Here is a 25,358-nt window from a genome sequence, read left to right on the forward strand (position 1 = left end):
CAGGTCGAGCGGATTTCTGCGGTTCAGGGCAGACGCCGAGGTCTGCCCTGAACCGGCTGACGGTCAACTTCTGTTCAGGGCACCAGACTCGACCCTTCGTTTCGTTCCTGTGAGAGCTCGACGCTCCCCTCCTGCTGGGCAGTCGCGGGTTTGTTGAGGGTGAAGGCGAACAGTCCACCGAGGACGGAGGCGGCACCGCCGATCCACATCGCAGTGCGCAGCCCGTCTGCCGTGTCCGCGACCGCGGAGGCAGCGCCGGAGCCTGTGCTCAGTCCGGCGGTGGCCACGGCCACGAGGAGGGCCAGTCCGGCGGCGCCGCCGATCTGCTGTGCAGCGGTGGCCAGCGCCGAGGCGGCACCGGCCTCCTGCGGAGCGACTCCGGAGGCGGCGCAGGCGAACATCGCGGGGAAGGTCACTCCGCCGCCCACGCCCCAGATGACCAGGCCGGGCACCAGAGCCCAGAAGGAGGTGCCGGTGGCCATGGGCACCGCCAGCACGATCATGCCGGCCCCGTTGGTGAGCATGCCGAGGAACAGCGTGGCCCGCGGTCCCCACTTGGCGAGCAGGACTCCGGCCAGTTTCAGTGAGGCGGCCATGGAGATGACGGTCAGCGGCACAAAGGCGAGGCCCGCTTCCAGGGCTTCGTAGGAGAGCACGCCCTGCAGGTAGTTGGTGAAAATGTAGTAGGCGCCGCCGAGGGCGCTTTGGAAGACGAGAATGATCAGGATGGCCGTGACCAGGCTGCGGTTGCGGAACAGCCGCAGCGGGACGAGCGGGCTGCGGACCTTGCTCTCGACGAAGGTGAGTGCGGCGAGGAGCGCCACGCCGACGGCGATCGATCCGGCGCCACGCAGGGAACCCCAGCCCGTTTCCGGCCCGCTGACCAGGCCCAGCACCAGCAGCGACGAGCCGAGGGTGGCGAGGAGTGCTCCCGCGGCATCGAAACTGCCCTGCTGCGTGGCGGAACGCGGATCCGAAGCCAGGACTACGGGAGCGAGGACGGCCGCGAGCAGGGCGAGCGGAACGAGGATGAACAGGACCCACTCCCAGCCCCAGGCCTGAGTGAGGACGCCGCCGAGCAGGGCTCCTGCGGCCAGACCCCCGCTTCCGCAGGCGCCCCAGACGGCCAGCGCCTTGTTGCGCGGGGGCCCTTCGGTGAAGCGGGTGTTGATCAGGGTCAGGGTGGCCGGGGAGAGCAGCGCGGCGCCCAAGCCCTGGACGGCACGTGCGGTGATGAGAACGGCCGGGTTCTGGGCGAAGCCCCCCAGGAGGCAGGCGAGGCCGAAGAGGCTCAGGCCGAGGACGAAGATGCGGCGGGCGCCCAGGCGGTCCACGAGCCGGCCGCCGAAGAGCAGGAACCCGCCGAAGGCGACGGCGTAGGCGCTGATGACCCACTGCAGGGACTGGGCGGTGAAGCCGAGCGCGTCGCCGATGTCCGGCAGGGCGACGAACACGATGTTGTAGTCGACGGCGACGACGAACTGGGCGAAAGCCAGTAGCGCGAGCATCAGCCCGCTCCGTTGCCGGGTCTTGAGGGTGGTATCAACCACGGCTTGCGTCCTTATGTGGCAGGAGAGTTGAGGGCCCGACGGCTGCCGTCCGGCCTCACGTTTCATTGATCGACGAAGCACCTTCTGAACGCCGACACATTTCTAAACGGCGTTCAATTTCTACGCGCCGTACTCTGACTCAACACTGTTAGGCTGTCAACCATGGAAGATGCGACGCAGAGTCGACGGGCCCGCCTACGGGCCGAGACCACGTCCGAGATCAAGTCGATTGCGCTCAAGCACATGGCGACCGGAGGACCTGCCTCCATCTCGCTGCGCGGAATCGCCCGCGAGATGGGCATGACAGCGGGAGCGATCTACAGCTACTTCGCCAATCGCGACGACCTGATCACGGCCCTGACCGCCGACGTCTACGAGTCGCTGGCGCAGACCCTCGAGGCCTCGCATCGCAATGCGCCGACCGACAGCCCCGCCGGACAGATGCTGGCCCACGCCCGCGCCTACCGCACCTGGGCCGTGGCCCACCCCGAGGAATTCCGCCTGATCTATGGCGACCCGGTACCCGGCTACCAGCCCCCGCAGGCCGGCGCCGCGCAGGAGGCCGAGCACCGATTGTGCGCGGTGCTCCTCGACCTGGTGGCCTCGGCCTGGCCCGAAGCCGCTGCCGCCCAGGAAGATTCGGACTACGACTGGTCCGACTTCCAGCCGAGCCTGACCACGTTGACCCGCGAGTACTTCCCCAGCCTGCCCCCCGCAGCCGTGGCCCTGTGCCTGCGCCTGTGGAGCCGGATGCACGGCCTGCTCACCCTGGAGATCTACGGCCACCTACGCCATCAGGTCACCGACCCGGGCAAACTCTACGAGGCCGACATGCACGACCTGATCTACACACTGGGACTGACGCCATCCCGCTAGGGCCTGTTGTGAAAGTGCTGCACGTAGATGCGGTTCCACGAGGTCTCTGCGACTCTGGATGTATGCCTCGACGCATCATGTTTGTGCAGCTCAAGACGGGTTACGACACCGATCGGGGCCCCTCGTGGATCGGTTGGGTGGACTTCTCCAAGACCTGGAGCACCGCGTACTTCCATGGACGCACCCTGCGCCGGGGAGAGAGGATGTTCGACGCCAACTTCTACGACGTTGAGACTGACGAGGAGTTCTGGGTCTCCGGCCCGAAGCGGGACCGCACTGACAACCGCTATGGCCCCTCCGGTCCCGAGATTGAGCCAGACGCCGCGGATGCCTATCGCGCCTTCCTGGCCGGCTCACCCCTGCCCGGCCGACAAAATGGCTAAAGGGTGTTGCACAAGGCCGTGATCTGGGCATCTCCGGTGTATGGCTGGGGTGTTGAGGGCTGAACGTGTGTGGGTGGAGACGTTCACGGGGCTGTCGTTGGAGCAGTTCGGGCGGCTGCTGAAGACGGTCCGGGACCGGGGCGGCAACGGCACCCTGCGGGGCCGGCCGTGGAGCCTGCCGCTGGCCGAACGGGTCCTGGTGGTGGCCGTGTACTACCGCACGAACCTCACCATGCGGCAGCTCGGCCCGCTCTTCGGCGTCTCCTCCTCGACGGTGTGCCGGGTCATCCAGAAGCTGGGCCCGCTGCTCGCGCTGGAGCCGGTGACCCGCCCGGCCGACGCGGCGGACCGGCTGTGGATCGTCGACGGCACCCTGATCCCGGTCCGGGACCGCCACGTCGGCACCTCCAGCCGCAACTACCGGTTCTCGGCGAACGTGCAGGTCATCGTCGATGCCGATACCCGCCTGGTGATCGCAGCCGCCCGGCCGGTGCCGGGCACCACCGCGGACGCGCACGCCTGGCGCGCCTCCGGCCTGGCCGCGCACTGCCGGGGCGTGACGGTCCTCGGCGACGGCGCCTACCTGAACTGCGGCATGGTCACCCCGCACCGCAAACGCCCCCGACGCGAGCTGCTGCCGGGCGAAGAGGACGACAACGCCGCCCACCGCAAGGTCCGCGCCCGGGTCGAGCACGTAATCGGCCGGATGAAGAACTACAAGATCCTCCGCGACTGCCGACAGCACGGCAACGGCCTCCACCACGCCGTCCAGGCCGTCGCCCAGATGCACAACCTCGCCCTCGCATCATGACCCGAAAACCGTCTCCACCGGCTCTGACCTGCCAGAACGCAGCCTTGTGCAACAACCTTTAAGTGCCGTCCCGTAATTCCACGAGGCTGAGGGTCATGCCGTGTCCGGGTCGGCGCCGATGGCGCCGGCCGAGCGAAGCGAACGCCCGAGGTCTCCGGTGAGGATGCGGGGGTAGCGCCGCCACCACCAGAGGTCGGGGCCGGGCAGCCTGTGGAACTGATCGAGTGCCTGGCCGTCGTCGTCGACGGTCGCGGCCTTGTACTGGGCGTCCAGGGCTTTGATCCGCGGGGTCCAGAGCTGGACGATGTGTTCGTCCAGTAGAAGCCACGCTTCGTGCAGCCAGTTTCGGCAGTAGAGGTCGTTGGTGTACTCGTAGATGTCGTCGCCGTAGCCGCGCTCGATGACGCTCACGAGGGAAGCCCACGCGTTCACCCTTTCAGTGACCGTGAATGCCGTCCGCCAGCCGCGCTGGTGCAACAGCTCTCCCACCTCGGTTTCAGTAGCCACGGGCGTGAGGCTCTCATGCCTAATCCGTCCCGGCGACCGAGTTGTGTTCCGGCAGAGGCTGGCGGCCCCGCACCATGATCAAGATGAGACGATCTCGCCGTGGCTGGTGTGATCACGGCGTCGGAGCCGTCCTGGATAGCCCCGTTCAGCGGGCTGAGTCCGAGGCAGTTCGGGAAGCTGGTGACCGTTCTGAGGCGCCAGGGTGCGGACGCCGCCCGCAAGGGCCGGCCATGGAGCCTTCCACTGGAGGACCGGACACTGCTGGTCGCGGCCTACTGGCGCACGAACCTGACCATGCGCCAGCTCGCGCCGTTGTTCGGGGTGTCAAAATCGTCGGCTGACCGCATCATCGATCACCTCGGCCCGATGCTCGCGCTCCAGCCCCGCAAGCGGTTCGCCAAGGACACCGTGCTCATCGTGGACGGCACCCTGGTCCCCACCCGCGACCACACCATTGCTGAGCGGTCGAAGAACTACCGCTACTCCACCAACCACCAGGTCGTCATCGACGCCGACACCCGACTTGTCGTCGTGGTCGGCCAGCCGCTCGCCGGAAACCGCAACGATTGCAGGGCATGGGAGGAATCCGGCGCCAAGGCCGCCGTCGGCACGACCCTCACGATCGCCGACGGCGGCTACCCGGGCACCGGACTCGCCATCCCGCACCGCCGACAGCGCGGCCAGACCGAACTCCCAGACTGGAAAGAGGAACACAACAAGTCCCACAAGCAGGTCCGAGCCCGCGTCGAGCACGCCTTCGCCCGTATGAAGACCTGGAAGATCCTGCGCGACTGCCGCCTCAAAGGCGACGGAGTCCACCACGCCATGCTCGGCATCGCACGGATGCACAACCTCGCCCTCGCCGGATAGGCGACGGGGTCGCACAGCGACCAACCATGCTCAAGGCAACTCGAAGATCATTTACGGGACAGCGCTTAGCCTCATTCCGCTCAGGTGATCCGCATTGTGCGGGCCCGGGCGTGGGGAGGGAATGGAAGCCAATGACTTGGTACTTCAAAGCGCTGAGAAACTACTTCGGGTTCCGCGGTCGAGCGAGCCGCAAGGAATACTGGATGTACATGCTGTTCAACCTTGTGATCCTGTACGCGTTGTGGGGTCTCGGCACTGCTCTCGATCAGCCCGTGTACTCCTTCACTTACGCTCTAGCGGTCACGATTCCCACGGTTGCAGCTGGCGTCCGACGTCTTCATGACGCCGGCCACACCGGATGGCTCATGCTGCTCGTGCTCGTGCCCCTGGCGGGAGGGATCGCTCTCATCGTCCTTCTTGCCAAGGAGAGCAGGCCGGAGACCAACACCTATGCTCCCGGCCTCAACACGCCATGGGCTGCACCGCCTGCCGGGGGAAGCTGAATCAGCCTGAAGCCCACGGTCACGAGCGGACAGCGGGCACGACGAGGGCCCCCGACCGATGTTCCTGGTCAGGGGCCTTCAGCCTCTGCGGGGGCGTGTGGGAATGGAACCCAAGGTAACTGTCCCACGACGGTTTTCACGACTGCGGACAACAGGGCTCACCCACAGGTCCTCGTCCTGCCACCCTCGGTTCCAGGCCGGCCGACAGGGGCGTGCGGGCCTTCAACAGCCGACTGTCGGTGGGGCCTCGTACTCTCCCTCTCCATGGGAAACCACTTCCAGACCATCGTCGATCTCCAGGCCACGCAGGCCGACGCACCCGCGTTGGCAGCCCGCGGCCTCGACTGGCTCGTCGCGGAAGGGATAGTCCGCGCCGAGCGCACCGACTGCGTGCTCGGTGCCCCGCTCGGGCACCCGCCGGGGCCGCGCTGGGCCACGGCGGTCGAGCAAGTCGAATGGCAGCCGTGCGACGGGCTCAGGGTCGAGACAGGCCGAACCGTCTTCCACGGCGGGCAGGGCGATGCCATGTACGCCGTCTGCCCCCACTGCGCCGCCCGCCTCGACCTGTACACCGATGAGTGGGACGTGATCGAGGACGCCTGGGATCCCTTCGACCGGGCCATCGGCACCTGGCACGACTCGGGCCGGGCCGCCGTCACCTGTCCACGCTGCGGCCGAGCCGGTGACCTGACCGCGTGGACCTGGGACAACGACCACTACGCGTTCGGCTACCTGGGGTTCGAGTTCTGGGACTGGCCCGAGTTCAGCCCCGGCTTCCTCGGACGCTTCGCCCGCGCACTGGGTGACCACCGCACGGTCCTGGTGGGCGGCAAGCTCTGAGGTGCGGTGCTTCCGGCCGGACGGTCGGTGGCCGACCCTGTCACGGCACCGAGCAGTGCCAGTACGCTCCCGGGCATGACAGCACCTCCGGCGGGCCCCGGGACAACCGACCGCCCGACCGCGTTGTGGGACGTCTGCCTGGCCTCGCTGGGCGTCTTCCTCGTCAGCTGGGCGCTGTGCTGGGTGAACGCGTACGCCGTCAATGACGACCTGCCGAACGCCTGCGGCGACGTGCGTCGCCAGAGCTTTCCACCAGAGGTGGCCTGCATGTCCGCGGACGGCACGCTCACTGGTGCGAACGCCGGCTGGATCGAGGCCCTGTTCTACGCCTCGCTCGTGGTGTTCGTGCTGCTTTCGAGCATGGTGCTGGCGCTCGCGGCTGCCCGCAGGAAGTGACGCGTGGGCCTGGAGCCCGTACCGGTAGGGCTCCATGAGCCGGGCGGGTTCACGGGCGCAGAACGGGACAGTCGGCCTTGGCCCAGAGAGGTCGGATGGTGGCGGCCGTGTCGTCGGTGGGGGTGCCCTCGGTGCTCCATGTTCTGGCCCGGGTCGTGGAGTTGTCGGACGCGGGCCAGCCCGGGTTTCCGGTGGCGGCGAAGTCGGCCCACGCCGCACCATGCGGCGGGCCGGTGCGTGGTCCTCGGGGGCGGGCGAGCCGCCGATGAGGAAGGCCGGGCGGTCGTCGTCGGGGTTGCCGAAGGCGAAGGGGACATCCGCGCAGTGCCAGGCGCGCACGACGCTGGGTGAGGGCGGGGCTTCAGCCTTGCATCGGGCGGCGCCCGGGGGCCAACACCAAGATCGTGGCGATTGACGCGCCGGTGATGTCAATTCCCGCCGTGGCGGCGGGAGTTCCGCCGGATCCGCCGGGTGGGCGAGCGCCGCACGCGGACCCGCTCACCGCTCCCGCCCGTGCCGCGCGTCTCAGGCCCCCGGAGCGATCTCGGTGAGCAGGGCGCGGACGCGGCGCTCGATCTCGTCGCGGATGGGGCGGACCGCCGCGACGCCCTGGCCGGCCGGGTCGGGGAGGTGCCAGTCGAGGTAGCGCTTGCCGGGGAAGACCGGGCAGGTGTCGCCGCAGCCCATGGTGATGACGACGTCGGAGGCCTGGACGGCGTCCACGGTCAGCACCTTGGGGACCTCCGCCGAGATGTCGATGCCGGCCTCGGCCAGCGCCTCGACCACGGCCGGGTTGACCGTGTCGGCGGGGGCGGATCCGGCGGAGCGGACCTGGACGCGGCCGCCCGCGAGGTGGGTGAGGAAGGCCGCCGCCATCTGGGAGCGTCCGGCGTTGTGGACGCAGACGAACAGCACCGAGGGCCGCTGTGGGGTGTCAGGCATGGGTGGGCTCTTCCTGCGGTGTGGCGGCGGCGGTCGGGGCCGGGAACCAGCGGCGCGCGTACAGGGCGACGTGGACGAGGCCGATCAGTACGGGCACTTCGATGAGCGGGCCGACGACCCCGGCCAGGGCCTGGCCCGAGGAGGCGCCGAAGGTGGCGATGGCGACCGCGATGGCCAGCTCGAAGTTGTTGCCCGCGGCGGTGAAGGCGAGCGTCGTCGCCTTCGCGTGGCCGAGGCCGACGGACCTGCCCAGCAGCATCGATCCGGCCCACATGAGCGCGAAGTAGACCAGCAGCGGCAGCGCGATCCGGACCACGTCCAGGGGCTGCGAGGTGATGGCGTCGCCCTGGAGGGCGAAGAGTACGACGATGGTGAACAGCAGGCCGTAGAGGGCGAACGGGCCGATGCGCGGGATCAGTCGGGCCTCGTACCAGGTACGGCCCTTGGTCCTCTCGCCGATGCGACGGGTCAGGAACCCCGCGGCCAGCGGGATGCCGAGGAAGATGAGCACGCTGCGGGCGATCTCCCACACCGACACGTCCAGGGCGGTCTGTTCCAGGCCCAGCCAACCGGGAAGCACGGAGAGGTAGAACCAGCCGAGCAGGCCGAACGCGATCACCTGGAAGACCGAGTTGAGCGCGACCAGGACGGCGGCGGCCTCCCGGTGGCCGCAGGCCAGGTCGTTCCAGATGATGACCATGGCGATGCAGCGGGCGAGACCGACGATGATCAGGCCGGTGCGGTACGCGGGCAGGTCCGGCAGGAACAGCCACGCCAGGGCGAACATCAGGGCCGGGCCCACGATCCAGTTCAGCAGCAGCGAGGACAGCAGCAGGCGCCGGTCGCGGGTCACCGTGTCGAGCCGGTCGTAGCGGACCTTGGCCAGCACCGGGTACATCATCACGAGCAGGCCCAGCGCGATGGGCAGGGAGACGCCGCCCACGGTCACCGTGGCCAGGGCGTCCCCGAGTCCCGGTATCAGCCGGCCCAGGCCGAGGCCGACGGCCATCGCGGCGAGGATCCACACGGCCAGGAACCGGTCCAGGAAGGACAGCCGTCCCGCCACGCCCTTCTCCGGTGCGCCGGCGCTCACGCGTCGGCCCCCGCCGTCGCGCCGGCCGGGCGGGTCAGGATGCCCGCGAGGCGGTCGGTCATCTCCGGCAGCAGCCAGTAGTAGACCCAGGTGCCGCGCCGCTCGCAGTCGATCAGCCCGGCCTGGCGGAGCAGCTTGAGGTGGTGCGAGATGGTCGGCTGCGACAGGTCGAAGGCCGGGGTCAGGTCGCACACGCAGACCTCGCCGCCCGCCTGCGAGGCGATCATCGACAGCAGGCGCAGGCGCACCGGATCGCCCAGGGCCTTGAAGACTTTCGACAGCTCGACGGCCTGGTCCTCGTCCAGCGGCGCGGTCAGCAGTCCGGGGCAGCACGCGTCGGCGTCCTCGGTGCGCCCCAGCACCACCAGCTCTTCTTGATTCGACATACGTCTATGTTGACAGGCTTCGATCCAGCACGCAATGTTGCATCGACAGACATCAATGCAAGCGTCAATGCAAGTGGATGGGAGTACCGCCATGTCCCGCGCTCAGCTCGCCCTGCGTGTCAGCGACCTGGAGGCGTCGATCACCTTCTACTCGAAGCTGTTCGGCACCGAACCGGCCAAGCGGCGCGAGGGATACGCCAACTTCGCCCTCACCGAACCGCCGCTGAAGCTCGTCCTCATCGAGGGCGAGCCGGGGCAGGAGACCCGCCTGGACCACCTCGGCGTCGAGGTCGGGTCCACCGAACAGGTCACCGCGGCGACCGGCCGGCTCAAGGGCGCCGGGCTGGCGACGTTCGAGGAGAACGACACGTCCTGCTGCTACGCCGTCCAGGACAAGGTCTGGGTCCACGGTCCCGGCCGGGAGCCCTGGGAGGTCTACGTGGTCAAGGCCGACGCCGGCACCCTCGGCAAGAGCGCCCTGGCCGACGGCGGGCCGGCGCCGGCCGGTTCGGCGTGCGACTGCGGCTGATCCCGGCCCGGCCGGACCCGCGGCAGGACGACCGGCACAGGTCCGCCCCGCCCGCCCCGCCCGCCCTGGGACCGGACACGGCTCCGCCCCGCCCGCCCGGAAACCCGGCGAGCGGGGCGGACCCGCGACGCATGCGCGTCAGACGTTGACGCCGAAGTCCAGGGCGATGCCGCGCAGGCCCGAGGCGTAACCCTGGCCCACCGCGCGGAACTTCCAGTCGCCGCCGTGGCGGTACAGCTCGCCGAAGACCATCGCGGTCTCGGAGGAGGCGTCCTCGGAGAGGTCGTAGCGGGCGATCTCGGCGCCGCCCGACTGGTTCACGACCCTGATGAACGCGTTGCGGACCTGGCCGAAGCTCTGGCCGCGCGACTCCGCGTCGTGGATCGAGACCGGGAAGACGATCTTGTCGACCTCGGCGGGGACGGCCGCCAGGTTCACCTTCACGCTCTCGTCGTCGCCCTCGCCCTCACCCGTGAGGTTGTCACCGGTGTGCTCGACCGAGCCGTCCGGGCTGGTGAGGTTGTTGTAGAAGATGAAGTGCCGGTCCGAGAGGACCTTTCCGGACGCGTCGCACAGCAGGGCGCTCGCGTCGAGGTCGTAGTCGGCGCCGGTCGTCGTGCGGACGTCCCAGCCGAGGCCCACCAGGACCGCGGTCAGCCCGGGCGCCTCCTTGCTCAGGGACACATTGCCACCCTTTGCCAGGGAAACTCCCACTGCTCCTACCTCCGTTTGCTCGCATCGTCGCGCTCGGCGACTCGGTGTGCCGTCACCCCGTCAACGTGTGCGCCGAGGCGATCGTTCCTACGGTTGCGCAATGCTTAAAGTAATGACCATGAAGCCACTCGCTCCAGCAGCCCGGGAACGCGCCGTCCTCGTGGGCGGGCCCGCCCACGGACTGCGTCTGCACGTCACGGACCGGCCGCCGGTGGTACAGGTCACCCGCCCGTGCGAGCTGGAGGAGCCGACCGGGTCGGTGCCGGGACTTCGGGCCGAGGCCCTGTACGTCTACCGGCGCGATCTGAGCACCCACGACGAACCTTTGCGCTACGGGTTCGACGGCGCCAGCCCCTGAGGGACCGTCACTGGCGCGCCTCGCCCGGCTCCCGCACGGCGTCCACGGGCGTCACCGGCGCCGCCGCGCCCGCCGAACCCGCCGCGCCCGCCGCGCCCGTCGCACCTTCCTCCTTCATCGCCTGCGTCTCGCTCTTCAGGATGCGCAGCGACTTGCCCAGGGAGCGGGCGGTGTCCGGGAGCTTCTTCGAGCCGAAGAGCAGGATGATCACCAGGGCGACGATCAACAGGTGCCAGGGCTCTAGGGCGTTGCGGAACATGGGGCCACCTCTGTCGGGGTTCGCGGTGCGGGGTCGTCGTTCAGGGTTACTTGCTACATTGCGCAACCGTACAACCTTCTGGTTCCACCGGACGAGGGCGCGAGGGCACACAGATGACGCGGACATCCGAGGCGCGGGGCGGGCGCGCCCGGCGCCGGGGCGGGCGGCGGCAGAAGCGGCGGCTGCGGCCGGTGCTCGTGGTCGGGCTGTCGTTCCTGGTGCTGCTCACGGCGGGCGCGGGCTGGCTCTATCTACGGCTGAACGGCAACATCGACACGTTCTCCTCCGACGGCGTCTCCAAGAACCGTCCGGACGCCGATGCCTCCAAGGGCGAGAACGTGCTGGTCATCGGCACTGATGCGCGTACCGACGGCAACAGCGACCTGGGCGGCGGCGACAAGAGCGACATCGGCCGCTCCGACACGGCGTTCCTGCTGCACGTCTACGCCGATCACCAGCACGCCGTCGGCGTCTCCATACCCCGCGACACCCTGGTCACGATCCCGCCGTGCAAGCTGCCCGACGGATCGTGGAGCCCGACGCGGACCGACGTGATGTTCAACGCCGCCTACTCGACGGGCGAGACCGCCAAGGGCAATCCGGCCTGTACCCAGAACACCGTGGAGAAGCTGACCGGGCTACGCGTCGACCACACGGTCGTCGTCGACTTCAAGGGGTTCTCGAAGCTCACCGAGGTCGTCGGCGGCGTGAAGGTGTGCCTGCCGAACGACATCTACGAGAACGATCTCAATCCCCATCGCGCCACCCAGGGCGACCGGCTCTTCGCGAAGGGCGTGCAGACGGTGTCCGGGCAGCGGGCCCTGGACTACGTACGCATCCGGCACGGCATCGGCGACGGCTCCGACATCGGGCGCATCAAGCGCCAGCAGGCGTTCGTCTCCAGCCTCATCAAGAAGATCAAGGACGACGGGTTCACGCCCACCCGGCTGCTGCCGCTCGCCGACGCCGCCACCCAGTCGATGACCGTCGACAGCGGGCTCGGCACGGCCGACAAGCTGCTGTCCTTCGCCATGTCGATGAAGGACGTGGACCTGCACAACACCAAGTTCATCACCGTGCCCTGGAAGTACCAGGGCAGCCGGGTCGCCGTCGTGCAGCCGGACGCCGACGCGCTGTGGGCGTCGCTCAAGGACGACCGGACCCTCGACGGCAAGGACGCCAGCGGCGGGAAGACGGCCCGGGCCGCCGGGTCGAGCGCCTCGCCGTCGGCCGAGGCCACCGAGGACGTGCGCGGGAACGGCGCGTCCGTCGCCGTCTACAACGGCACCAGCACCCTGGGTCTCGCCGGTGACGCCGCCGCGCTGCTCACCGGTCACGGCTTCACCGTCACCACCACCGGCAACGCCGCCACCCAGGACCACACCACCACCACGATCACGTACGGCAGCGGTGAGAAGTCCCGCGCGCAGGCCCTCGCCCGGCTCTTCCCCGGCGCCGAACTCGTCGGCGGGGACGGGCTGAGCGTCGTGCTCGGCTCCGACTACGTGCCCGGCGGCAGTGCGCGGACCTCGGCGTCACCGGCGCCGACCGCCGTGCCGTCCGGCGTCGCCGCCGAGGCCCGCTCCGCCGACGACGACCTCTGCTCCCACCTGTCCTACGGCTGAGCCGCCCCGGCCTGCGGCTGCGGCATCCGGCGGCGCAGCGCCACCAGCGCCGCCGCGTACAGCGCGAGCACCGCCCCGAGCAGCGGGTAGTAGACCGGCGGCAGGCCCGTCATGCCGAGCAGCGGGCCGAGCGGGGAGAGCGGCAGCAGGATGCCGACGGCCGCGAGGGCGGCGGCCGAGGCGCGGATCGGCGTGGGGGCGCGGCCCTCGGCGGTGCGGCGGCCGGTGCGCAGCAGGAGCATGACGAGCGCCTGCGTCAGCAGGTTCTCGGCGAACCATCCGGCGTGGAAGCCGTCCTGGTCGCCGAGGTCGAGGGTGCCCGGCAGGACCCAGGCGAGGACGCCGAAGGTGGTGAGGTCGGCGAGCGCGCCGAGCGCCCCGAAGCCGGTGATCGAGCGCAGGAAGGCGCGCGGGCGCAGCACCGTGGGGCGGCGCAGCGCGGCCGGGTCGGGGCGGTCGTGGGCGAGGGCGAGCTGGGCGCCGTCGAAGCACAGGTTCTGCACCAGGACCTGCGCGGGGAGCATCGGCAGGAACGGCAACAGCAGTCCGGCGGCGAGCATCGCGATGACGTTGCCGAGGTTGGAGGAGAGCGTGATGCGCAGGTAGGAGGCGATGTTGGCGCTGGAGTGGCGGCCCGCTTCGACGGCGTGGCCGATGGCGGTGAGGTCCTTCTCGGCGAGCACCACGTCGGCGCCCTCGCGGGCCACGTCGACGCCGTCGCGCGGGCACACCCCGACGTCGGCGGCGCGCAGCGCGGGCAGGTCGTTGACGCCGTCGCCGAGGAAGCCGACGGTGTGGCCGTGCAGGCGCAGGGCGGCGACGACGCGGGCCTTGTCGGCGGGGGTGCAGCGGGCGAACACGGTGGTGCGGGAGGCGAGTTCGGCGAGGGCCGGGGCGTCGAGGTCCGCGGTGTGCGCGCCGACGGCCACCTCGCCGGGGTCGATGCCGAGGTCGCGGCAGGCGCGGGCGGCGGTGGCCGGGTGGTCGCCGGTGAGGACCTTGACGGTGACGCCCTGGCCGGCGAGGGCCCGTACGGCGTCGTGGGCGGTGTCGGCGAGCGCGTCGTGGAAGGCGACGAAGCCGTGGAAGGTGAGGCCGCGTTCGTCGGCCGGGGTGTAGGCGCGGGTGCGGGCCGGGCGGCGCGCGGTGGCGACGGCCAGCAGCCGGACCCCCTCGCCGGCCGCCGAGGCGGCGTCGGCCAGCAGCTTCTCCCGCTCGGCCGGGTCGTCGAACGCGCACCGCTCGACGACCTCCTCGACCGCGCCCTTCACGACGAGCAGGTGGGTGCCGAGTGCGCCGGGTTCCCGTACGACGGCGGTGGCGAGGCGGCGTACGGGGTCGAAGGGCAGTGCGTCGACGGGCTCGTACGTCTCCACGCGGTCGAGGTCGGCGCCGTCGAGCAGCGCCTCGTCGAGCGGGTCGGGGTGCGGCAGTTCGGCCGCCTGGAGGGTCCACCACGCGCAGACGGCGGCCCAGTGCAGGGCGTCGGGACCGGTGCGGTCGGGGTCGACGACCGGGCGGTCCTGGGTGAGGGTGCCGGTCTTGTCGACGCAGAGCACGTCGACGGCGCCGAGGTCGTGCAGGGCGGGGAGGCGGCGGACGATGACGCCGTGGGTGCGGGTGAGCAGGGCGGCGCCGCGGGCCAGGCAGGTGGTGACGATGACCGGCAGCATCTCGGGGGTGAGCCCGACCGCCACCGCGACGGCGAACGGGAGGGTCTCCAGGCCGCGGCCGCGCAGGGCCGCGTTCGCCATCAGCACCAGCGGCGGGGTGATCAGCATGAACCGGATCAGGGTCCAGGAGATGCCGTGCACGCTGCGGTCGAAGGCGCTGAGCGGGGCCGGTCCGGTGCCGTCCCGGGCGCGCTCGGCCGTCCGCCCGCGGCCCGTGCCGCGCACCGCGGCGAACCGGGTGTCGGCGCCGGTCGCCACGACGACGCCGGTGCCGCTGCCCGAGGCGACGCTGCTGCCCTGGAAGCACAGGTGGGCGGTGTCCCCGGCGGCGGGGGCGTCCACGGGGTGTTTGGGCGCGGGCGCCGACTCCCCGGTGAGCGCCGCCTGTTGCACGGTCAGTCCGTGTGCCTTGATCAGGCGCAGGTCGGCGGGGACGAGGTCGCCCGGCGCGAGCCGGACCACGTCGCCGGGCACCAGGTCGTCGACCGGGATCTCGCGGGCCCGCGGTTCGGCGTCGGCGCTGTCCCGGCGCCGGACGCTCGCGGTGCCCGCGACCAGCTCGCGCAGGCCGGCGCCGGCCCGGTCGGCGCGGTGCTCGCCGTGGGCCCGCAGCGCACAGCTGACGATCACCAGGGCCAGGATGACGCAGGCGGTGCCCCACGCGGAGACCACCGCGGAGACGAGCCCGAGGCAGAACAGGACGGCGGTGAACGGGTCGCGCAGGCTGCGCCAGAACCGTACGGGCAGTGAGATCGGCCGGGCGGTGGGCAGCGTGTTCGGCCCCGAGCGGGCCAGCCGCTGTCCGGCCTCGGCCTCGGTCAGGCCGCGCGGTCCGGTGTCCAGGGCGCGCAGCGTCTGGAGCACGGTCCGGTCGCCGGCGACGGCACCCGCGGGGAGCGCGGGCCGGGAGTCCGGACCGGAGTCGGGCAGGGCCACGGCGGTGCCTTCAGGCTCCGGCGGCGCGGTGCCGGCGCACGGGAGCCCCGGCCTGCTCGGCACGCTCGGTCAGCTGGCCGACCATGAGCCGCACCACGGTGACGATGTCGGGGTCGTCGACGTAGTACACCTGGCGGCGGCCCTCGCGGCGGGACCGGACAAGCCCGGCGAGCTTCAGTTTGGTCAGGTGCTGGCTGACGGCGGGCAGCGCGCCGCCCACCCGCTCGGCGAGCCCGGTGACGTCGCTCTCGCCCTGGGCGAGCGCCCACACCATGTGCAGCCGCACCGGGGACGCGAGGAGGCCGAACGCCTCCGCCGCCTGACCCAGCACGTCCGCGGACGGGTCGCCGAAGTACCCCGGGTGTTCCGAAGCGCCTGAGCCTGGCCTCACCGACCCACTCCCGTCCCGTGTCGTGTCCGTCCGTTCCGGCCGCAAGTCTAGAGGTGGCGGCCGGGCGGCCGCTGCCGCTCGGTCCGGCAGGGATGATGGAGGGGCCGACCCACGCGACACCAGGAGGAGCAGCGTGCCGGATCCACGTCAACAGCCCCGTCGACGCGCGCAGGGCGAACTGGAGCTCGCGGTCCTGGCCGCGCTGCGCGCGGCGGACGGTCCGGCGAACGCCGGCTGGGTGCGCGACCGGCTCGGCGGCGATCTCGCCTACACCACGGTGATCACCATCCTGGCCCGGCTGCACGCCAAGGACGTCGTCACGCGCGAGCGCCACGGGCGGTCGTTCGTGTGGACGCCGACGTCCGACGAGGCCGGGCTCGCCGCGCTGAAGATGCGCAAGGTACTGGACGGGGAGGCGGACCGGGAGGCGGTCCTGGCCAGCTTCGTCACCTCGCTGCCCGAGGGCGACGAGCAGGTGCTGCGGGCGCTCCTCGAACGTGCCGACGAGGAAGCCGGCTCCTGAGGCCGTGGGCATCTTCGTCTTCCTGCCGCTGGTGCTGCCGCTGACGGCCTGGCCGGTGGCCCGGCTCGCCGCGCACCGGCTGCATCCGCGCACGGCGACCCGGCTGCTCACGGCGGTGGCCGGGGTGATGGCGGCGTGCAGCACGCTGTGTCTGGCGCTGCTGATGGTGGTCGGCACGGCGCAGCTGCCGGGCAATCCGCTCCCCGACGGCTGGTCGGACCCGGAGGTGCGGGCCGCGGTGCCGCAGGACGAGATCGCGGGCAAGGCGGCCATCCCGGCGCTGGTCGCCGTCGTCGCCGCCGCCGCGCGCACGCTGTGGCGGCACGGGGTGCTGCGGCGGCGCGCCCATGCCGCGCTGGCCGGTCTGCCGGCCACCGAAGTCGCGGTGCTGCCGGACGCGGAGGCGTACGCGTACGCGCTGCCCGGGCGCCGGGGCGGGCGCGGCCGGATCGTCGTCAGTACGGCGCTGCTCGCGGGGCTGCGCTCCGCGGAACGGCGGGCGGTGTTCGCCCATGAGCGGGCCCATCTGACGGCCCGGCACCACCGGCATCTGCTGACCGTCCGGCTCGCGGCGCGGCTCAATCCCTTTCTGCGCCCGCTGAGTTCGGCCGTGGCGTACACGGCGGAGCGGTGGGCGGACGAGGAGGCCGCCGCGCGGGTGGGTGATCGCAGGGCGGTCGCTCGGGCGATCGGCAAGGTGGCGCTGTCCGGCGGGGCGGTGCGCGAGCCGGTCTTCGCGCACCTGGCGGCGCCGGGTCCGGTGCCGCGCCGGGTCGCGGCGCTGCTGGGCCCGGCCCCGCCCACGGCGGGCCGCCTTCCCGCGTTCACCACCGTGGGGCTCGCCGTGTGGACGGCGGGCGCGGGCGCGGCCGCCTCCGCGATGTCCTCCGCGAACTCGGCCCTCACCCTCGCCGTCACGCTGCACGCCGCGACGCCTTGGTGACGACGGTTGTCGGTCGACTGCGGGCCCGGTGGCCGCTTCTCGCGCAGTTCCCCGCGCCCCTGAAAGGCCTGCGGCCTTCAGGGGAGGCGGCGCGAAGCGCCTGCCACAGGGGCGCGGGGAACTGCGCGACCGGCCACGACGAGAGCCGCACGCGACGACGGACTCCCCGGTGCCTAGAGGTCGAACTCCTGCGGAGGCAGCCCCAGCATCTGGCACGCCTCGCGCACGACGGCCCGCTCGGTGGCGTCGAAGTCGCCGTCGGCGCCGCCGATGACGATGCCGATCTGGATCACGGCCCGCGCCTCGGCCTCCTTCTTCTTGGCCTTGGCGACTTCCTGGAGCACGCTCACCTTGCCGAAGTCGAAGTCGGCGGTCAGCTTGTCCAGGTTCGCCTCGAAGCGGCGCTGGAGGTCGTCCGCCGGGAAGTTCTGCAACACCTCGTTGCTCATGATCAGTTGGGCGACGCGGCGGCGCTCCGACGGGTCGATCGTGCCGTCGGCGGCGGCCACCAGCGCGCACATCGCCATCGAGGCGTCGCGAAAGGCGCCCGACTTCAGGTCGTTCTTCTTCGCCACCAGCTGCGTCTGCATCGTCGACGCGGATTCCTTGATGCGGTCCCACAGGGCCACGAGCGTTCCTTCGGTTGGAGGGTCCTTGAAGTCTGCTTCAACAGCTGTTCGCTTCTACAGCCATACGCTTCTACAGCTATGTAGAAACTAGCGGCTCCCCGGGAAAGTTCCGCCCGCCCACCAGTTCGGACAGCACGTCCTCCATCGTCACGAAGCCGATCACGGTCCCCTTGTCGCCGGTGACGGCGGCGAGATGGCTTCCCTGCGCGCGCAGCGCCGTGAGGGTGTCGTCGAGCGGGGTGTCGATGCGGACCCGGGTCAGCGGGTGCAGGACGTCGCGCGGGAAGGGCCGGTCCCGGTCGACGACGCCGAGGGTGTCCTTGATGTGCAGATAGCCGAGGAGCGCGGCGCCGTCCGCCCCGGTGACGGGGAAGCGGGAGAACCCGGCCCCGGCAGCCGCCCGCTCCAGACCGGCGGGCGTGATGGTGTCCGGCACCGTGCGCATCGACCGCGCGGGCACGACGATCTCGCCGACCGGGCGGGTGCCCAGCTCCAGGGCGTCGCGCAGCCGCTCCCCGTCGGCGGGCGAGAGCAGGCCCGCCTCGCTGGAGTCGAGCACGATGCGGGCCAGCTGGTCGTCGGTGAAGACCGCCTCGACCTCGTCCTTGGGCTCGACCCCGAGCAGCCGCAGCAGGGCGTTGGCGAAGGCGTTGATGCCGAAGACGACCGGGCCGAGGGCGCGGGTGAGGCCGACCAGCGGCGGGCCGAGCAGCAGGGCCGTACGCACGGGCGCGGCGAGCGCGATGTTCTTCGGCACCATCTCGCCGAAGAGCATGTGCGCGTACGTCGCGGCGGTCAGCGCGATGACGAAGGAGAGCGGGTGGACGAGGGCGTGCGGGACGTGCACCGCCTCGAAGGCCGGTTCGAGGAGATGGGCGATGGCCGGCTCGGCGACCGCGCCGAGCGCCAACGAGGAGACGGTGATGCCGAGTTGGGCCGTGGCCAGCATGGCGCTGATGTGCTGGAGCGCCCACAGCACGGTCCTCGCCCGCTTGCCGCCCTCACGCGCGTGGGGCTCGATCTGGTCGCGGCGTACGGAGATCAGGGAGAACTCGGCGCCGACGAAGAACGCGTTGGTCAGCAGGGTCAGGGCGCCGATGGCGAGCTGGAGAGCGGTCATCGGGCGTCCTCGGGCAGGTGCGGTACGGGAGCCGCGGGTGCGGTGACGCGGACGCGGCCCGCGCGGTGGTGGTCGACGCCGAGCACGGTCAGCCGCCAGCCGCCGAGGTCCACGGTGTCGCCGGGCTCGGGGATGCGGGCCAGGCGGGTGGCGACGAGTCCGGCCACCGTCTCGTACGGGCCCTCGGGCGCGGTGAGTCCGATCCGGGCCAGCTCGTCGATGCGGACGCCGCCCTCGGCCTCCCAGCTCGCGCGGCCGTCGGGGCCGGGGCCCGCGGGCCGCAGGTCGGGGGCGCTGACCGGGTCGTGCTCGTCGCGGACCTCGCCGACGACCTCCTCGACGATGTCCTCCATGGTCGCCACTCCGGCGGTGCCGCCGTACTCGTCGATGACGACGGCCATCGTGCGGGTCTCGCGCAGCCGCTCCAGGAGCCGGTCGGCGGGCAGGCTGTCGGGGACCAGCAGCGGCTCGGTGGCCAGCTCGGTGACCGGAGTGAGGGGCCGCCGGTCCGGCTCCAGGGCCAGGACGTCGCGGATGTGGACAGTGCCGATGACGTCGTCGAGGCCGTCGCGGTGGACCGGGAAGCGGGACAGGCCGGTGGCGTGGGTCAGCTCCGCCGCGTCGGCCGCCGTGGCGTGCGCCTCCAGGGAGCGGACGTCGACGCGCGGCGTCATCACGTTCTCCGCGGTCAGCTCGCTCAAGTGCAGGGTGCGCACGAACAGTTCGGCCGAGTCGGCCTCCAGGGCGCCCTCGGCGGCGGAGTGCCGGGCGAGCGCGACCAGCTCCTCCGGGGTGCGGGCGGAGGCCAGCTCCTCGGCGGGCTCCAGGCCGAAGCGGCGCACCGCGCGGTTCGCCGTGTTGTTCAGGTGGCGGATGAACGGGCCGAAGGCGGCGGTGAATCCGCGCTGCGGCCCGGCGACGACCTTGGCCACGGGGACGGGGCGGGCGATCGCCCAGTTCTTCGGCACCAGTTCGCCGACGACCATCAGGACCACCGTGGACAGGGCGACGCCGAGCACGGAGGAGACCGACGTGGCGGCACCGCCGAGCCCCGCCGCCTCCAGCGGGCCGCGCAGCAGCGCCGAGATCGAGGGCTCGGCGAGCATGCCGATCACCAGCGAGGTGACGGTGATGCCGAGCTGGGCCCCGGAGAGCTGGAACGTCAGGTGCCGTACGGCCTTCAGTGCGCCGGCCGCACCGCGCTCACCGGCGGCGGCGGCGCGCTCCAGCTCGCCCCGCTCGACGGTCGTCAGGGAGAACTCGGCCGCGACGAACAGCGCGCAGGCGAGCGTGAGCAGCAGCGCGAGGCCGAGCAGCAGCAGCTCGGTCATGACCGCCCCACCCCCTGCCCGGGTGTCTCGGTCATCGGTGGTCGGCTACTCGGGGGCTCACCCATCGCGGGCCTGGCTCCTTCGCACTCGGGAGATCGGCTGATCTCGGCGGGTCGTGACGGTGGGGCGGCGAGGCAAAAACGCATATCCTTCTACGCGCCTGTAGAACGTGGCCGGGTTCGGTGTAGTTCCCGGCGTCCCCACCCCTGTAACCCCTGCAACCCCCGCAATCCCCGCAATCCCCGTAGCCCTCGTACGCACATAAGGGAGTGAACGCCTCGATGGTGTTCAAACGACTGCTCGGCTCACTCGGCGTGGGCGGCCCCACCGTCGACACCGTCCTCGCGCCCGGGGCCGCCGCCCCCGGCGGCACCCTGTCGGGACAGGTCCGGCTCACCGGCGGCAGCGGCGACTTCGACATCGAGCACATCACCCTGGAGCTGGTCGCCCGGGTCGAGGCCGAACAGGGCGACCACGAGGACGTGGGCGCGGTGACCTTCGACCGGTTCGTGGTCGGCGGCGGCTTCCGGCTGACCGCGGGCGCCGAGCACACGGTGCCGTTCTCCGTGACGCTGCCCTGGGAGACCCCGGTCACCGAGCTGTACGGGCAGCAGCTCGGCATCGTCCTGGGGGTGCGCACCGAGCTGTCGGTGGCCGGCGCCCGGGACAAGGGCGACCTCGACCCGCTCGCCGTCGGCCCGCTCCCGGTGCAGGAGGCGGTCCTGGAGGCGTTCGGGCAGCTCGGCTTCGGCTTCAAGTCGGCCGACCTGGAGTACGGGCGCATCGGCGGCACCGGCCAGCAGCTCCCCTTCTACCAGGAGATCGAGCTGACCCCGGCCCCGGCCTACGCGCACGCGGTCGAGGAGATCGAGGTGACCTTCCTCGCCACCCCCGGCGGCATGGAGGTGGTCCTGGAGGCCGACAAGCGCGGCGGCCCGTTCGGCGGCGGGCACGACGCGCTCACCCGCTTCACCGTCGCCCACGACGGCATCCACCACCACGACTGGAACACGCTGGTCGACGGCTGGGTCCGGCAGCTGGTGGAGCACCACGGGGCGTACGGCGACCACGCGGCGTACGGCGCGGGCCACCACCACGGGTACGACGACCACCACGACCACGGGCATGGGCACGGGCACGGGCACCGCTCCGGTCCCGGTGTCGGGACGGCCGTCGCGGCGGGCGCCGCCGGGCTCGCCGTCGGGGTGGTCGGCGGGCTCGTGGCCGCCGAAGTCGTCGACGAGGTCGGAGACTTCTTCGAGGGCGACGACGACGAGGACGGCGAGGACTGACCATGTTCGGCAACAGCGAGGACGGCGAGGACTGACCGTGTTCGGACTCAGTGAAGTGGCCATCGTCCTGATCATCGCCGCCGTCGTCATCGGCGTGAAGAAACTGCCCGAACTGGTCCGCAGCGCGGGCAAGTCGGCCCGCATCCTCAAGGCCGAGGCGCGAGCGCTGAAGGAGCAGGACGCCGAGGACGGTCCGGCGCGGGCGCCGCGGGTGATCCCGGGCGAGACCGTGCCCCCGAAGGAGGAGCCCCGGGCGTAACTCCTCGCGGACAGGGCGCCGAGGACCATGGCGTGATGTTCTGAATGGTGGTTCACTGCTTGCATGGCCTACCGCAAGACCCCCGCCGAGCTGCGCCGCCTCGACGCCGCCCGTGAGCACCTGATCGCCTGCGCCACCGCGGTCGTCGCCGAAGTCGGCTGGTCCCAGGCGTCGGTGACGGCCGTCGCGGACTCGGCGGGCATCGCGGCGGGCTCCGTCTACCAGCACTTCCCGTCCAAGTCCGCGCTCGCCGTCGAGGTCTTCCGGCGGGCCGCGGGCCACGAGGTCGAGGTGCTCGACGAGGTGCTGCACGGCCCCGGCGATCCCGTCGCGCGGCTGGCCTCCGGCGTCGGCGTGTTCGCCCGCCGCGCCCTGGAGAACCGCGGCCTGGCCTACGCGCTGCTCGCCGCCCCCGCCGAACCGGCGGTCGGCGCCGAGCGCCTCGACTTCCGCCGCCGCTACCGCGCGCTCTTCGCCGAGGTCGTCCGCGAGGGCACCGCGGCCGGCCAACTCCCGCCGCAGCACGCCGAGATCACCGCCGCCGCGCTCACCGGCGCGGTCGGCGAGGTCCTCGCGTACCCCCTGGGCGCCCCGGACGGGACGGCGCCCGACGAGATCGTCGCCGAACTCACCGCCACCGTGCTGCGCTGCGCGGGCGCCGCCGACCCGACCACCGCCTGAAGCCGGAGGAGCCGTCATGACCGCGACCAGCCACCCCACCGCCGTGACGCACGACGTCACCAACCAGGCGCCGCCGCTGACCGGTCACGACGCCGCCGACGACGCGGTGCTGACCGAGGGCGTGCGACGCGAGGGAGCCGCCTGGCACCTCGACGACCTGCACCGCTTCGGCCGGCTCGTCGGCAGCGAGGAGGCCCGCACCTGGGCCGACCAGGCCAATCGCTTCGAGCCCGAACTGCGCACCCACGACCGCTACGGCAACCGGATCGACGAGGTCGACTTCCACCCCGCCTACCACTCCCTGATGACCGCCACGGTCGGCGCGGGCGCCGCCGGTTCGGCCTGGGCCGACGAGCGGCCCGGCGCCCACGTCGCCCGCGCCGCGACGTTCATGGTCGCCACCATGATGGAGCAGGGCCACATGTGCCCGGTCTCCATGACGTACGCCGTGATCCCCGCCCTGCGCCGCTCCCCCGACCTCGCCAAGACGTACGAGCCGCTGCTCACCTCCACCGTCTACGACCCGGGGCTGCGCGCCCCCGCGCAGAAGCGCGGGCTGCTCGCCGGGATGGGCATGACGGAGAAGCAGGGCGGCACCGACGTGCGCGCCAACACCACGTCGGCGGTCGAACAGCCGGACGGCAGCTGGCGGTTGCGCGGCCACAAGTGGTTCACCAGCGCTCCGATGAACGACCTGTTCCTCGTCCTCGCGCAGGCACCCGGCGGCCTGTCCTGCTTCCTCGTGCCGCGCGTGCTCCCCGACGGCAGCCGCAACACCTTCCGCATCCAGCGCCTGAAGGACAAGCTCGGCAACCGCTCGAACGCCTCCAGCGAGCCCGAGTTCGACGACACCGTCGCGTGGCTCGTCGGCGACGAGGGCAAGGGCGTGCGGACCATCATCGACATGGTGACGATGACTCGGCTCGACTGCGTCCTCGGCTCGGCCGGGCACATCCGCGAGGCGCTGGCCCAGGCCGTCCACCACTCCCGGTACCGCTCGGTGTTCGGCGCCAGGCTGATCGACCAGCCGCTGATGCGCAACGTCCTCGGCGACCTGGGCCTGGAGTCGGAGGCCGCCACCACGCTCGGCCTGCGCCTGGCCGGGGCCGCCGACCGGGCCCAGCGCGGCGACACCGGCGAGCGCGCCTTCCTGCGGCTGGCCACCGCCGTCGCCAAGTACTGGGTGTGCAAGCGGCAGCCGGGCATCGTCGCCGAGGCCCTGGAATGCCTCGGCGGCAACGGCTACGACGAGGCATCGGGCATGCCCAGGCTGTACCGCGAGGCCCCGCTGAACGGCATCTGGGAGGGCTCGGGCAACGTCAACGCGCTCGACATGCTGCGCGCCCTGGCCCGCGAGCCCGCGTCCCTGGAGGCGTTCCGTACGGAGATCGAGGCCGCGTCCGGCGCGGACCGCCGACTGGACGCCGCCTGGCGGGAGTTGAAGGAGCAGTTGGTGCTCACCGAGGACGCCCCGCTGCGCGCCCGCCGCGTCATCGAGCGGGCCGCCCTGGTGCTCCAGGGCTCGCTCCTCGTACGGCACGCCCCGGCCGCCGTCGCGGACGCGTTCTGCGCGTCGCGGCTCGGCGGCGACCAGGGCCTGGCGTTCGGCACGCTGCCGCCGGGGACCGACTTCGCGGCCCTGATCGAGCGGCTGCCCGCCTGAGCGTTCAGACCGCCACACGGCGGTGGCCGCCGGGCATCCCGAGCGTGGGGTGGGCGACGCCCCAGGCCGCGCCCTTGCAGACGAGTTCCTTGTAGAGGGCGGCCGTGCGGCCGGTCAGGGCCGACTTCTTGGACCGGTCGTCGGCGGTGACGAACTGGATCAGGCCCTCCTTGCGGCCCAGCGAGACGCACTGGTTGAAGTAGCGGATCGGCACCGTCGGCACCTCGGCGCCCGACAGGCGGGCGGCGATCGCGTCGGCGGCCTGCCAGGCCGAGGGGACGCCCGAGGCGCACGACATCCGCAGCGGCTTGTCGCCGGGACCTTCCACCAGGGCCGCGTCGCCGACGGCGTAGACGTCCGGGTGGGAGACGGCGCGCAGGGTGCGGTCGACGACGATCTGCCCGGTCTCCGAGACCTCCAGGGTGGTGGCCTTGGCGATGGGGTGGACGGCGAACCCGGCGGTCCACACGGTCACCGCGGCGGGCAGCGGCGCCCCGGCCCCGGTGGTCACGTGGTCCGCGTCGACGGCCGTCACGGCGGTGTGCTCGTGCACCGTGATGCCGAGCCGGTCCACGACCCTGCGCAGGTGGGCGCGGCCCTTGGCGGAGAGCCAGTCGCCGAGGGCGCCGCGGGCGGCGAGCGCGACGGCCAGGTCGGGGCGGGCCTCGGCGATCTCGGTCGCGGCCTCCACACCGGTGAGACCGCCGCCGACGACGACCACCGCCTGCCCCGGGGCGAGTCCGGCCAGCCGCTCGCGCAGCCGCAGGGCGCCGGGGCGGCTCGCGATCTGGTGGGCGTGCGCGGCGGCGCCGGGCACACCGTGGTCGTCCCAGCCGCTGCCGAGCGCGTAGACGAGGGTGTCGTAGGGCAGCGCCTCCTCACCCTCCCCGGCGGCGACCGTCACCTCCTTGCGCTCGGCGTCGACGGCGGTGACCTGCGCGATCCGCACCTCGACGCCCGTACCGGCGAACATGCCGGCGAGCGGGCGGCGGGCGAGGTCCTGGCCGGTGGCGAGCTGGTGCATGCGGACGCGCTCGACGAAGTCGGCCTCCGCGTTGACGAGGGTGATGCGGACGTCGTCCCGGTGCAGCCGACGGGCGAGGCGGCCGGCGACGGTGGCTCCGGTGTAGCCGGCGCCGAGGACGACGATGCGGTGCTGCTGCATGGCGGGCTCCTACAGGCTCTGGCCGCCCCCGTTCCGGGCGGGCTCGCCTCTTGAACCGGACAGCACCCTGTTTCCTGACAACCCCCTGACGTGACCCGCGTCACTCCCGG

The 25,358-nt window shown here is 71.9% G+C and carries 29 protein-coding genes and 1 pseudogene; 16 read left to right on the plus strand and 14 right to left on the minus strand.

Annotation, left to right across the window (positions count from 1 at the left end):
• Positions 1 to 74: 74 nt before the first annotated feature.
• Positions 75 to 1,550, minus strand: coding sequence for an MFS transporter (locus ABII15_RS18405; RefSeq protein WP_353943419.1), 1,476 nt, complete (start codon positions 1,548 to 1,550; stop codon positions 75 to 77).
• A 162-nt stretch (positions 1,551 to 1,712) separates the two neighbouring features.
• Here ABII15_RS18405 and ABII15_RS18410 point away from each other — a divergent pair, with 162 nt between their 5' ends.
• The 3 genes from ABII15_RS18410 to ABII15_RS18420 all read left to right on the plus strand — a co-directional run bounded on the left by ABII15_RS18410 (position 1,713) and on the right by ABII15_RS18420 (position 3,620).
• The gene (locus ABII15_RS18410) at positions 1,713 to 2,426 is read left to right on the plus strand and encodes a TetR/AcrR family transcriptional regulator (protein WP_353943420.1); all 714 of its coding nucleotides are present in this window, start codon (positions 1,713 to 1,715) and stop codon (positions 2,424 to 2,426) included.
• 62 nt (positions 2,427 to 2,488) lie between these two features.
• A complete protein-coding gene (locus tag ABII15_RS18415; RefSeq protein ID WP_353943421.1) occupies positions 2,489 to 2,809 on the plus strand; it encodes a hypothetical protein in 321 nt (106 codons plus the stop codon).
• A 40-nt stretch (positions 2,810 to 2,849) separates the two neighbouring features.
• Positions 2,850 to 3,620 (plus strand): transposase family protein, encoded by a 771-nt coding sequence (locus ABII15_RS18420; RefSeq protein ID WP_353943422.1) that lies wholly within the window; start codon positions 2,850 to 2,852, stop codon positions 3,618 to 3,620.
• 93 nt (positions 3,621 to 3,713) lie between these two features.
• Here the strand turns inward: ABII15_RS18420 and ABII15_RS18425 are convergent, their stop codons facing one another.
• Entirely contained in the window at positions 3,714 to 4,127 is a 414-nt protein-coding gene (locus tag ABII15_RS18425; protein ID WP_353943423.1) for a hypothetical protein, read from the minus strand.
• 99 nt (positions 4,128 to 4,226) lie between these two features.
• Here ABII15_RS18425 and ABII15_RS18430 point away from each other — a divergent pair, with 99 nt between their 5' ends.
• The 4 genes from ABII15_RS18430 to ABII15_RS18445 all read left to right on the plus strand — a co-directional run bounded on the left by ABII15_RS18430 (position 4,227) and on the right by ABII15_RS18445 (position 6,736).
• The gene (locus ABII15_RS18430) at positions 4,227 to 4,997 is read left to right on the plus strand and encodes a transposase (RefSeq protein WP_353943424.1); all 771 of its coding nucleotides are present in this window, start codon (positions 4,227 to 4,229) and stop codon (positions 4,995 to 4,997) included.
• A gap of 131 nt (positions 4,998 to 5,128) precedes the next feature.
• Positions 5,129 to 5,500, plus strand: coding sequence for a DUF805 domain-containing protein (locus ABII15_RS18435; RefSeq protein ID WP_353943425.1), 372 nt, complete (start codon positions 5,129 to 5,131; stop codon positions 5,498 to 5,500).
• 264 nt (positions 5,501 to 5,764) lie between these two features.
• Positions 5,765 to 6,340, plus strand: coding sequence for a hypothetical protein (locus ABII15_RS18440; protein WP_353943426.1), 576 nt, complete (start codon positions 5,765 to 5,767; stop codon positions 6,338 to 6,340).
• Positions 6,341 to 6,415: 75 nt separating this feature from the next.
• Positions 6,416 to 6,736, plus strand: a complete 321-nt coding sequence (locus ABII15_RS18445; RefSeq protein ID WP_353943427.1) for a hypothetical protein — start codon at positions 6,416 to 6,418, stop codon at positions 6,734 to 6,736.
• Positions 6,737 to 6,785: 49 nt separating this feature from the next.
• Here the strand turns inward: ABII15_RS18445 and ABII15_RS18450 are convergent.
• From ABII15_RS18450 to ABII15_RS18465, 4 genes and pseudogenes are all read right to left on the minus strand, one after another.
• A pseudogene (locus ABII15_RS18450) lies at positions 6,786 to 7,075 on the minus strand (carboxylesterase/lipase family protein); the annotation flags it as partial.
• 186 nt (positions 7,076 to 7,261) lie between these two features.
• Positions 7,262 to 7,678, minus strand: coding sequence for an arsenate reductase ArsC (locus tag ABII15_RS18455; protein WP_353943428.1), 417 nt, complete (start codon positions 7,676 to 7,678; stop codon positions 7,262 to 7,264).
• Positions 7,671 to 8,771: an ACR3 family arsenite efflux transporter gene (arsB, locus tag ABII15_RS18460; protein WP_353943430.1), complete on the minus strand. Its 1,101-nt coding sequence runs from the start codon at positions 8,769 to 8,771 to the stop codon at positions 7,671 to 7,673. The genes ABII15_RS18455 and arsB overlap by 8 nt, the downstream gene beginning before the upstream one ends.
• Positions 8,768 to 9,157: a metalloregulator ArsR/SmtB family transcription factor gene (locus ABII15_RS18465; RefSeq protein ID WP_353943431.1), complete on the minus strand. Its 390-nt coding sequence runs from the start codon at positions 9,155 to 9,157 to the stop codon at positions 8,768 to 8,770. The genes arsB and ABII15_RS18465 overlap by 4 nt, the downstream gene beginning before the upstream one ends.
• 91 nt (positions 9,158 to 9,248) lie before the next feature.
• On the opposite strand from ABII15_RS18465, the gene ABII15_RS18470 reads away from it, so the two are divergent.
• Positions 9,249 to 9,686, plus strand: a complete 438-nt coding sequence (locus ABII15_RS18470; RefSeq protein WP_353943432.1) for an ArsI/CadI family heavy metal resistance metalloenzyme — start codon at positions 9,249 to 9,251, stop codon at positions 9,684 to 9,686.
• 138 nt (positions 9,687 to 9,824) lie between these two features.
• Here the strand turns inward: ABII15_RS18470 and ABII15_RS18475 are convergent, their stop codons facing one another.
• Complete coding sequence (locus ABII15_RS18475; protein ID WP_353943433.1) at positions 9,825 to 10,400, minus strand: TerD family protein; 576 nt, start codon at positions 10,398 to 10,400, stop codon at positions 9,825 to 9,827.
• A gap of 118 nt (positions 10,401 to 10,518) precedes the next feature.
• Between ABII15_RS18475 and ABII15_RS18480 the strand changes: the two genes are divergently transcribed.
• Positions 10,519 to 10,758, plus strand: a complete 240-nt coding sequence (locus ABII15_RS18480; RefSeq protein WP_353943434.1) for a hypothetical protein — start codon at positions 10,519 to 10,521, stop codon at positions 10,756 to 10,758.
• A gap of 7 nt (positions 10,759 to 10,765) precedes the next feature.
• On the opposite strand, the gene tatA is transcribed toward ABII15_RS18480, so the two are convergent.
• Positions 10,766 to 11,017, minus strand: coding sequence for a Sec-independent protein translocase subunit TatA (tatA, locus tag ABII15_RS18485; protein ID WP_353943435.1), 252 nt, complete (start codon positions 11,015 to 11,017; stop codon positions 10,766 to 10,768).
• A 113-nt stretch (positions 11,018 to 11,130) separates the two neighbouring features.
• Here tatA and ABII15_RS18490 point away from each other — a divergent pair, with 113 nt between their 5' ends.
• Positions 11,131 to 12,642, plus strand: a complete 1,512-nt coding sequence (locus ABII15_RS18490; protein ID WP_353943436.1) for an LCP family protein — start codon at positions 11,131 to 11,133, stop codon at positions 12,640 to 12,642.
• On the opposite strand, the gene mgtA is transcribed toward ABII15_RS18490, so the two are convergent.
• Both mgtA and ABII15_RS18500 read right to left on the minus strand, forming a co-directional pair.
• Positions 12,633 to 15,179, minus strand: a complete 2,547-nt coding sequence (gene mgtA, locus ABII15_RS18495; RefSeq protein ID WP_353947107.1) for a magnesium-translocating P-type ATPase — start codon at positions 15,177 to 15,179, stop codon at positions 12,633 to 12,635. The two genes, ABII15_RS18490 and mgtA, sit on opposite strands and share 10 nt — an antisense overlap.
• Positions 15,180 to 15,261: 82 nt before the next feature.
• Positions 15,262 to 15,642, minus strand: coding sequence for a metalloregulator ArsR/SmtB family transcription factor (locus ABII15_RS18500; RefSeq protein WP_353943437.1), 381 nt, complete (start codon positions 15,640 to 15,642; stop codon positions 15,262 to 15,264).
• A 133-nt stretch (positions 15,643 to 15,775) separates the two neighbouring features.
• Here ABII15_RS18500 and ABII15_RS18505 point away from each other — a divergent pair, with 133 nt between their 5' ends.
• The gene (locus tag ABII15_RS18505) at positions 15,776 to 16,165 is read left to right on the plus strand and encodes a BlaI/MecI/CopY family transcriptional regulator (protein ID WP_353943438.1); all 390 of its coding nucleotides are present in this window, start codon (positions 15,776 to 15,778) and stop codon (positions 16,163 to 16,165) included.
• Positions 16,166 to 16,169: 4 nt separating this feature from the next.
• A complete protein-coding gene (locus ABII15_RS18510; protein ID WP_353943439.1) occupies positions 16,170 to 17,108 on the plus strand; it encodes a M56 family metallopeptidase in 939 nt (312 codons plus the stop codon).
• Positions 17,109 to 17,281: 173 nt separating this feature from the next.
• Here ABII15_RS18510 and ABII15_RS18515 read toward each other — a convergent pair whose 3' ends face one another.
• The 3 genes from ABII15_RS18515 to ABII15_RS18525 form a co-directional block, all read right to left on the minus strand.
• Positions 17,282 to 17,737, minus strand: coding sequence for a TerB family tellurite resistance protein (locus ABII15_RS18515; protein WP_353943440.1), 456 nt, complete (start codon positions 17,735 to 17,737; stop codon positions 17,282 to 17,284).
• Positions 17,738 to 17,813: 76 nt separating this feature from the next.
• Positions 17,814 to 18,857, minus strand: coding sequence for a hemolysin family protein (locus tag ABII15_RS18520; RefSeq protein ID WP_353943441.1), 1,044 nt, complete (start codon positions 18,855 to 18,857; stop codon positions 17,814 to 17,816).
• Positions 18,854 to 20,188 carry a hemolysin family protein gene (locus ABII15_RS18525; protein ID WP_353943442.1) on the minus strand — a complete coding sequence of 445 codons (1,335 nt, stop codon included), beginning with the start codon at positions 20,186 to 20,188 and terminating at the stop codon, positions 18,854 to 18,856. The genes ABII15_RS18520 and ABII15_RS18525 overlap by 4 nt, the downstream gene beginning before the upstream one ends.
• Positions 20,189 to 20,469: 281 nt before the next feature.
• Here ABII15_RS18525 and ABII15_RS18530 point away from each other — a divergent pair, with 281 nt between their 5' ends.
• From ABII15_RS18530 to ABII15_RS18545, 4 genes are all read left to right on the plus strand, one after another.
• Positions 20,470 to 21,480 (plus strand): sporulation protein, encoded by a 1,011-nt coding sequence (locus ABII15_RS18530; protein ID WP_353943443.1) that lies wholly within the window; start codon positions 20,470 to 20,472, stop codon positions 21,478 to 21,480.
• 37 nt (positions 21,481 to 21,517) lie between these two features.
• Positions 21,518 to 21,739, plus strand: a complete 222-nt coding sequence (locus tag ABII15_RS18535; RefSeq protein ID WP_353943444.1) for a twin-arginine translocase TatA/TatE family subunit — start codon at positions 21,518 to 21,520, stop codon at positions 21,737 to 21,739.
• Positions 21,740 to 21,802: 63 nt separating this feature from the next.
• The gene (locus tag ABII15_RS18540) at positions 21,803 to 22,420 is read left to right on the plus strand and encodes a TetR/AcrR family transcriptional regulator (RefSeq protein ID WP_353943445.1); all 618 of its coding nucleotides are present in this window, start codon (positions 21,803 to 21,805) and stop codon (positions 22,418 to 22,420) included.
• Positions 22,421 to 22,436: 16 nt separating this feature from the next.
• Positions 22,437 to 24,083, plus strand: a complete 1,647-nt coding sequence (locus tag ABII15_RS18545) for an acyl-CoA dehydrogenase family protein (RefSeq protein WP_353943446.1) — start codon at positions 22,437 to 22,439, stop codon at positions 24,081 to 24,083.
• A gap of 4 nt (positions 24,084 to 24,087) precedes the next feature.
• Here the strand turns inward: ABII15_RS18545 and ABII15_RS18550 are convergent, their stop codons facing one another.
• Positions 24,088 to 25,248: an FAD-dependent oxidoreductase gene (locus ABII15_RS18550; protein ID WP_353943447.1), complete on the minus strand. Its 1,161-nt coding sequence runs from the start codon at positions 25,246 to 25,248 to the stop codon at positions 24,088 to 24,090.
• Positions 25,249 to 25,358 lie beyond the last annotated feature (110 nt).

Source organism: Streptomyces sp. HUAS MG91 (genome assembly GCF_040529335.1).
GTDB classification, from domain to species: Bacteria; Actinomycetota; Actinomycetes; order Streptomycetales; family Streptomycetaceae; genus Streptomyces; species Streptomyces tabacisoli.

Excerpts from the sequence above, each read along its gene's own strand:
- tatA (WP_353943435.1), bottom strand. The coding sequence starts at position 11,017 with ATGTTCCGCAACGCCCTAGAGCCCTGGCACCTGTTGATCGTCGCCCTG.
- ABII15_RS18445 (WP_353943427.1), top strand. The coding sequence starts at position 6,416 with ATGACAGCACCTCCGGCGGGCCCCGGGACAACCGACCGCCCGACCGCG.
- ABII15_RS18420 (WP_353943422.1), top strand. The coding sequence starts at position 2,850 with ATGGCTGGGGTGTTGAGGGCTGAACGTGTGTGGGTGGAGACGTTCACG.
- ABII15_RS18520 (WP_353943441.1), bottom strand. The coding sequence starts at position 18,857 with ATGACCGCTCTCCAGCTCGCCATCGGCGCCCTGACCCTGCTGACCAAC.
- ABII15_RS18465 (WP_353943431.1), bottom strand. The coding sequence starts at position 9,157 with ATGTCGAATCAAGAAGAGCTGGTGGTGCTGGGGCGCACCGAGGACGCC.
- ABII15_RS18525 (WP_353943442.1), bottom strand. The coding sequence starts at position 20,188 with ATGACCGAGCTGCTGCTGCTCGGCCTCGCGCTGCTGCTCACGCTCGCC.
- ABII15_RS18480 (WP_353943434.1), top strand. The coding sequence starts at position 10,519 with ATGAAGCCACTCGCTCCAGCAGCCCGGGAACGCGCCGTCCTCGTGGGC.
- ABII15_RS18550 (WP_353943447.1), bottom strand. The coding sequence starts at position 25,248 with ATGCAGCAGCACCGCATCGTCGTCCTCGGCGCCGGCTACACCGGAGCC.
- ABII15_RS18410 (WP_353943420.1), top strand. The coding sequence starts at position 1,713 with ATGGAAGATGCGACGCAGAGTCGACGGGCCCGCCTACGGGCCGAGACC.
- ABII15_RS18530 (WP_353943443.1), top strand. The coding sequence starts at position 20,470 with ATGGTGTTCAAACGACTGCTCGGCTCACTCGGCGTGGGCGGCCCCACC.
- ABII15_RS18545 (WP_353943446.1), top strand. The coding sequence starts at position 22,437 with ATGACCGCGACCAGCCACCCCACCGCCGTGACGCACGACGTCACCAAC.
- ABII15_RS18440 (WP_353943426.1), top strand. The coding sequence starts at position 5,765 with ATGGGAAACCACTTCCAGACCATCGTCGATCTCCAGGCCACGCAGGCC.
- ABII15_RS18470 (WP_353943432.1), top strand. The coding sequence starts at position 9,249 with ATGTCCCGCGCTCAGCTCGCCCTGCGTGTCAGCGACCTGGAGGCGTCG.
- ABII15_RS18490 (WP_353943436.1), top strand. The coding sequence starts at position 11,131 with ATGACGCGGACATCCGAGGCGCGGGGCGGGCGCGCCCGGCGCCGGGGC.
- ABII15_RS18415 (WP_353943421.1), top strand. The coding sequence starts at position 2,489 with ATGCCTCGACGCATCATGTTTGTGCAGCTCAAGACGGGTTACGACACC.
- ABII15_RS18540 (WP_353943445.1), top strand. The coding sequence starts at position 21,803 with ATGGCCTACCGCAAGACCCCCGCCGAGCTGCGCCGCCTCGACGCCGCC.
- ABII15_RS18435 (WP_353943425.1), top strand. The coding sequence starts at position 5,129 with ATGACTTGGTACTTCAAAGCGCTGAGAAACTACTTCGGGTTCCGCGGT.
- ABII15_RS18455 (WP_353943428.1), bottom strand. The coding sequence starts at position 7,678 with ATGCCTGACACCCCACAGCGGCCCTCGGTGCTGTTCGTCTGCGTCCAC.